We start from the raw sequence: 1,045 nt of genomic DNA on the forward strand, positions 1-1,045 counted from the left end.
GCAGTTCTCAAAGTTTGGTGAAAAATTTAATCAGTATTCAGGTATTACGCAGTTAATGGACGATTTGAATGATGGCCTACGCACGCCAGGTGCCATCATGCTCGGTGGGGGTAACCCGGCCGCCATTCCTGCCATGCTCGATTACTTTCACCAAGCCAGTGAAGAAATGCTCGCCAGTGGCGAACTCGTCGCCGCGCTCACTAATTATGATGGCCCTCAGGGTAAAGACGTGTTCGTCAAAGCGCTCGCACAGCTGTTTCGTGAAACATACGGCTGGGACATCAGTGAGAAGAATATTAGCCTGACGAATGGCAGCCAAAGCGGGTTCTTCTACCTATTTAATTTGTTTGCTGGTCAGCAGCCAGATGGTTCGCACAAAAAAGTCCTGTTGCCTATCGCACCGGAATACATTGGCTACGGTGATGCAGGTATCGATGAAGACATTTTTGTTTCGTACCATCCAGAAATAGAGCTACTCGACAACGGCCTATTCAAATATCACGTTGATTTTGAAAAGCTCACCGTCGATGACTCCGTCGCAGCAATTTGTGCATCTCGCCCAACCAACCCAACAGGTAACGTACTGACTGACGAAGAAGTGCGTAAACTGGACAAATTGGCGCGCGAGAACAACATCCCACTGATCATCGACAATGCGTACGGCTTGCCGTTCCCGAACATCATTTTTGAAGATGTCGAACCGTTCTGGAATGAAAACACCATCCTGTGCATGAGCTTATCTAAACTTGGCTTGCCGGGTGTGCGATGTGGGATTGTGATTGCGAGTGAAGAAATCACCCAAGCACTCACCAATATGAATGGCATCATCAGCTTAGCGCCAGGCAGTGTTGGCCCAGCATTGGCAAACCACATCATCGCTAAAGGCGATCTACTCAAACTGAGTTCAGAGGTGATTAAGCCGTTCTACAAGCAGAAATCACAACGCGCGGTAGAACTGCTACAACAGGCGATTACCGACGAGCGATTCCGTATCCACAAACCTGAAGGGGCGATCTTCTTGTGGTTATGGTTTGATGAACTGCCA

Annotated in this window: 1 protein-coding gene; it reads left to right on the forward strand. The window is 48.6% G+C overall.

From position 1 onward, the window contains the following. Positions 1–1,045: valine--pyruvate transaminase (locus tag R7P35_RS26225; protein ID WP_318093417.1), on the forward strand; the 1,045-nt coding region annotated here is incomplete at both ends.

The organism is Vibrio sp. Vb0304 (assembly GCF_033338995.1).
Lineage (GTDB): Bacteria > Pseudomonadota > Gammaproteobacteria > Enterobacterales > Vibrionaceae > Vibrio > Vibrio alginolyticus.